Source organism: Kineococcus arenarius subsp. arenarius (assembly GCF_050871845.1).
Lineage (GTDB): Bacteria > Actinomycetota > Actinomycetes > Actinomycetales > Kineococcaceae > Kineococcus.
In genome coordinates, this window is record NZ_JBJLSE010000160.1 from 1 (window position 1) to 4,375 (window position 4,375).

Here is a 4,375-nt window from a genome sequence, read left to right on the forward strand (position 1 = left end):
GGGGAGGACGGCGCTGCCGTCCTCCCCGCCCCTGCGGCGTCCCCCGCGGGACTCAGCGCTCCTCGCGGAAGTCCACGTGCTCGCGCACGACCGGGTCGTACTTGCGCACGACGAGGCGGTCGGGGTCGTTGCGGCGGTTCTTGCGGGTCACGTAGGTGTACCCGGTACCGGCCGTGGACCGGAGCTTCACGACCGGGCGGACGTCGGCGTGCTTGGCCATTCTGGTGCGCTCCCCTCGAGCTCGGACCACCGGTGCGGCACCGGTGTCCACCTGCTCCAACCGATCGAGAACGACAACCATTCCTGTCGGTGCCGGGTTCACGGGTGGGGTTCGGCGGCCACCGCGGAGGCGGGGACGTCCCCGCACGTGGTGCCGCGCGCGCCGGTGACCTCGGGGTGGTCCGCGCCGACACCGCTCACCACCGTCTCCACCTCGCCGTTGCGGGCGTGCACGCGGTTCGCGTCGACGACGACCTCCGTGCGCGTCACCGACCACGAACCGCCGTCCTCGTCGGCGTCCACGCCGTACAGGTGCAGCCCGTCGCCGGCCCGCTCGCACGTCAGGCCGGTGCCGTACGGGGTGAACCCGAGGCTGAAGGAGTACTGCTCACCGTCCTCACCGGGCACGGACAGCAGGGCGGCGTCCTCCTGCCGGTAGACGTACAGCTGCACGGAGCGACCGGTGTTCAGGAACACCGTGGGCGCACCGGTGGCGAGCACCGCCGCGGACGCCGTCGCGGTCTGCGGGGCGGCGCTGGTGAACGCCACCGAGGTCGTGCCGTGCGAGGTCGTGACCACCCCGAGGCGGCGCTCGCCGTCCACGTCCGCCAGCCACAGGGTGTCGGGCGCCCCGTCGCCGTCGAGGTCGACGGTCCGCGCCGTGCCCGCCCCCTCGGGCACCCCGTCACCGGGGGCGGGAGCACCGGTCACCGTCGCCGGCGAGGTCGTCGCCGTCGAGGTCGTCGCCGGGGCGGGGCCGGTGGTGTGCGCCGGGGTGGTGGTGCTCGCGGAGACGGGAGCGGGGGTCGCGGTGGCGTCGGGGCCGCCGGAGCAGGCGGTCAGCGCGGACGCCGCCGCGAGGACGACGACTGCGGTGCGGTGGTGCGCGGTGCTGGTGCTCACGGGTTCCTCGTCCCTGGAGAAGTTCGTGGTGGCAACCTCTCGGACGCGCCGAGCGGGGCGCGCGTTGCACGCGGGCCGGTGCGCGTCCCGCCGCACGGCGAGCGACGATGGCCGCGTGGCCCCCGACACCCCCGTGGACGTCCCCGCGCGCACCGACCGCCTGCTGCTGACGGCGCCGCGCCGCGAGGACCTGGACGACGTCTTCACCCTGTACTCCGACCCGCAGGTCTGGGAGCACCTGCCGGCCGGCCGGCACACCGACCGCACGCAGACCGCCCTGCTGCTGCAGCGGATCCGGGACAGCTGGGACGCGGTGGGGCTGGGCAGCTGGGTCGCGCGCCTGGCCGGGGGCCCGGACGCGGGGCGCCTGGTGGGGACGGGCGGGTGCGACCTGCGCCTGGGCGTGACGTGGAACCTCAGCTACCGGCTGCACCGCCGCGACTGGGGGCACGGCTACGCGAGCGAGCTGACCGCGGCGGCGATCGGCGCTGCGCGGCGGCGGCACCCGGACGTCCCCGTGACGGCCTACCTGCTGGAGCACAACGTGCGCTCGGCCGCGGCCGCGGAGCGCGCAGGCCTGCACCTGCAGTGGCGCGGCCCGGACGCGGGCAACCCCGACCCGGACGCCGTGCGGCTGCTGTACGCCGACCGGCCCCTGTCGCGCGTGGTGCTGGAACTGCTCACCGCCACGTGACGGCCGCCGGGCGGTTCAGCGCCCGCGGGGCCGGGCCCGCACGTGCATGCGCTCCCCCTGCGGGCCGAACAGGCTGAGCAGCTCCACGGGGACCTCGCCGGGGTTGCTGACCACGTGCGGGACGTGGGTGTCGAACTCCGCGGCCTGCCCGGACGCCAGCCGCAGTTCGGCGTCCCCGAGCCGCAGCCGCAGCACGCCGGACAGCACGTACAGCCACTCGTACCCTTCGTGGACCTGCGGCTCGGCGTCCTGGCCCGCACCGGGGGCCAGGACCGTCTTGTAGGCGCGCAGGCCGCCCGGCGCCCGGGTCAGCGGGATCGAGGTGACCCCGTGGCGGGTGCGGGACGCGCGGCGGCGCGGCGGGGCGGGCGGGGCGACGAGCTCGTCGAGGCTGACCTCGTAGTGCGCCACCAGCGGCAGCAGGAGCTCCAGGGTGGCGCGCCGGCCGCCGGACTCCAGCCGCGACAGGGTGCTGGCGGAGATGCCGGTGGCCGCGGCGACCTCGGCGAGGGTGCGCCCGCGGGCGGTGCGCAACCGGCGCAGCCGCGGGCCCACGGCGTCCAGGACGGCGCTGACGTCGCGCGGTGCGCTCACCCGCCCCATCGAACACGACGGCGCCCGGCGGACGCGCGAAGCCGGGACCACCCGGACCGGCGCCAGCTACGGTCGGGGGACCGGCGGGTGGAGGACCTGGACGGGCGAGGACGCGCGGAGGGGGTGCCGGTGGTGGCACGGCGAGCGGCGGCGGGGCTGGCGGTGGCGCTGGCGCTGGTGGCCGGCACCACCCTGACCGCGCTGCCCGAGCGGTCCGAGGCGTTCCCGGTGCCGTCGCTGCTGAGCGACGCGTCGTGGCGCGAGGCGCTGGACGTCCCGGCGACCACGGCCGAGCAGGACGCGGCGTGGCTGGCCACGGGCACCGTGCCGGGCACGGGCGGGCCGTGGGAGCCGGTGGTGCGCCAGGCGCTGCTGGACGTGCGCTCCCTGACGACCGCGGACGGCGCCGTCGCCGCCGGCCCGGCACCGAAGTGGGCGTACGCGTGGCCGCGCGACTCCGCCTTCGCGGCGGCGGCGCTGTCGGCGACGGGCCACCGAGCGGAGGCGCTGCAGGTCCTGGGCTTCCTGGCCGACGTGCAGCTCGACGACGGCGGGTTCGAGGCCCGCTACCTCCTGGACGGCAGCGGCACCCCCGACGGGCGCGACCGCCAGGCCGACGGCGCCGGCTGGGCGCTGTGGGCGCTGGGCGAGGTGCTGGACGACGCGCCGACGCGGGCGCAGGCACTCCGGGACCTGCTGCCCCTGCGGGGACTGCTGACGGGCGCGACGGGGTTCGCGCTGGGGGCCACCGACGGCGGGACCGAGCTGCCGGAGGCGTCCCCGGACTACTGGGAGCGCGACGAGGCGGAGCTGACCCTGGGGACGGTCGCGCCGCTGCTGGCGGGTCTGCGCGCGAGCGCCCGGCTCCAGCCGCTGCTGGGTGAGCACGCCACCGCCCGGCGGCTGGCGGGGGCCGCGGACTCCCTGGAGGAGCTGCTGCACGCGGAATTCGGTCCGACCGGCTACCTGCGCTACGCCGACCCGGACGTGGAGACCGGCGGGGTGGACGCGGCCGTGGCCCTGCTGCTGCCGCCGTTCGCGCCGCGCGTGCCGGCCGCGCCCGTCCTGGCGGCCTTCGACGACTACCAGGTGCGGGCGCTGCGGCCCGCGGGCGGCCTGGCACCGGGGGCGGGCTGGAAGTCCGACGGCGTCTCCTGGACCCCGGAGGTCGCGCTGGTGGCGCTGGCCGCGGCCTCGTCGGGGCGCACCGGGCAGGCCGCGCACTGGCTGGACTGGCTGGCCGCGCACCGCACGGCGTGGGGCAGCCTGCCGGAGAAGGTCACGGCCGACGGCTCGCCGGCGGGCCCGGCGCCGCTGGGCTGGACCGCGGCGAGCGTCGTGCTGGCGGTGGCCGCGCTCGACGGGGACGGGGTCACCGCCGCCCCGTGACACCGCCCGGTGGAGCCGTGCCCTGCGCTGCCGGGGTGACGGATGCGTGGAGAAGTGTTGCGCGGGGTCGCGGGTGTCGTGTTAGCTATTGATCGGCTGCAGTTGGAGCAGCTCCTCGATCGTTGTCGACGCCCGCGGAGCGTGTTGCGATCGCCGTCCAGGCCCGACCGGGTCCGGACGACCTTCCCACTCAGCCCGGGACCCGCACGAGCGCGGGTTCCGCACCGACTGGAACGTGTTGGAGTAGGTATGGCCCAGGGCACCGTCAAGTGGTTCAACGCGGAGAAGGGGTACGGGTTCATCGAGCAGGACGGCGGCGGCCCCGACGTCTTCGTCCACTACTCGGCGATCGGCGGCAACGGCTACCGCTCGCTCGAGGAGAACCAGCGCGTCGAGTTCGAGGTGACCCAGGGCCAGAAGGGCCCGCAGGCGGACGACGTCCGCGCTCTCTGAGCCACCCCGTCTGAACACGGAGGGCCCCCGTCCACGGAGGACGGGGGCCCTTCGTCGGCCCCGGCCCCATCCCCCACGCCCCCTCCCCGCGGGCCAGGGGTCGGGTGTTGACCACCACCGCGA

The 4,375-nt window shown here is 76.7% G+C and carries 6 protein-coding genes; 3 read left to right on the forward strand and 3 right to left on the reverse strand.

Features of this window, described 5'->3' with window-relative positions; genetic code table 11:
* Positions 1-52 precede the first annotated feature (52 nt).
* Together rpmG and ACRYM0_RS20355 are read right to left on the reverse strand one after the other, a co-directional pair.
* Positions 53-220 (reverse strand): 50S ribosomal protein L33, encoded by a 168-nt coding sequence (rpmG, locus tag ACRYM0_RS20350; RefSeq protein WP_166611399.1) that lies wholly within the window; start codon positions 218-220, stop codon positions 53-55.
* A gap of 98 nt (positions 221-318) precedes the next feature.
* A complete protein-coding gene (locus tag ACRYM0_RS20355; protein WP_432507671.1) occupies positions 319-1,122 on the reverse strand; it encodes a hypothetical protein in 804 nt (267 codons plus the stop codon).
* Positions 1,123-1,237: 115 nt separating this feature from the next.
* On the opposite strand from ACRYM0_RS20355, the gene ACRYM0_RS20360 reads away from it, so the two are divergent.
* Positions 1,238-1,816, forward strand: a complete 579-nt coding sequence (locus ACRYM0_RS20360) for a GNAT family N-acetyltransferase (RefSeq protein ID WP_432507672.1) — start codon at positions 1,238-1,240, stop codon at positions 1,814-1,816.
* Between the two features lie 15 nt (positions 1,817-1,831).
* Here ACRYM0_RS20360 and ACRYM0_RS20365 read toward each other — a convergent pair whose 3' ends face one another.
* A complete protein-coding gene (locus ACRYM0_RS20365; protein ID WP_432507673.1) occupies positions 1,832-2,419 on the reverse strand; it encodes a helix-turn-helix domain-containing protein in 588 nt (195 codons plus the stop codon).
* 123 nt (positions 2,420-2,542) lie between these two features.
* On the opposite strand from ACRYM0_RS20365, the gene ACRYM0_RS20370 reads away from it, so the two are divergent.
* Entirely contained in the window at positions 2,543-3,799 is a 1,257-nt protein-coding gene (locus ACRYM0_RS20370; protein ID WP_432507674.1) for a glycoside hydrolase family 15, read from the forward strand.
* A gap of 249 nt (positions 3,800-4,048) precedes the next feature.
* Positions 4,049-4,252, forward strand: coding sequence for a cold-shock protein (locus ACRYM0_RS20375; protein ID WP_432497606.1), 204 nt, complete (start codon positions 4,049-4,051; stop codon positions 4,250-4,252).
* The last annotated feature ends 123 nt before the right edge of the window (positions 4,253-4,375 follow it).

Excerpts from the sequence above, each read along its gene's own strand:
- rpmG (WP_166611399.1), bottom strand. The coding sequence starts at position 220 with ATGGCCAAGCACGCCGACGTCCGCCCGGTCGTGAAGCTCCGGTCCACG.
- ACRYM0_RS20375 (WP_432497606.1), top strand. The coding sequence starts at position 4,049 with ATGGCCCAGGGCACCGTCAAGTGGTTCAACGCGGAGAAGGGGTACGGG.
- ACRYM0_RS20365 (WP_432507673.1), bottom strand. The coding sequence starts at position 2,419 with ATGGGGCGGGTGAGCGCACCGCGCGACGTCAGCGCCGTCCTGGACGCC.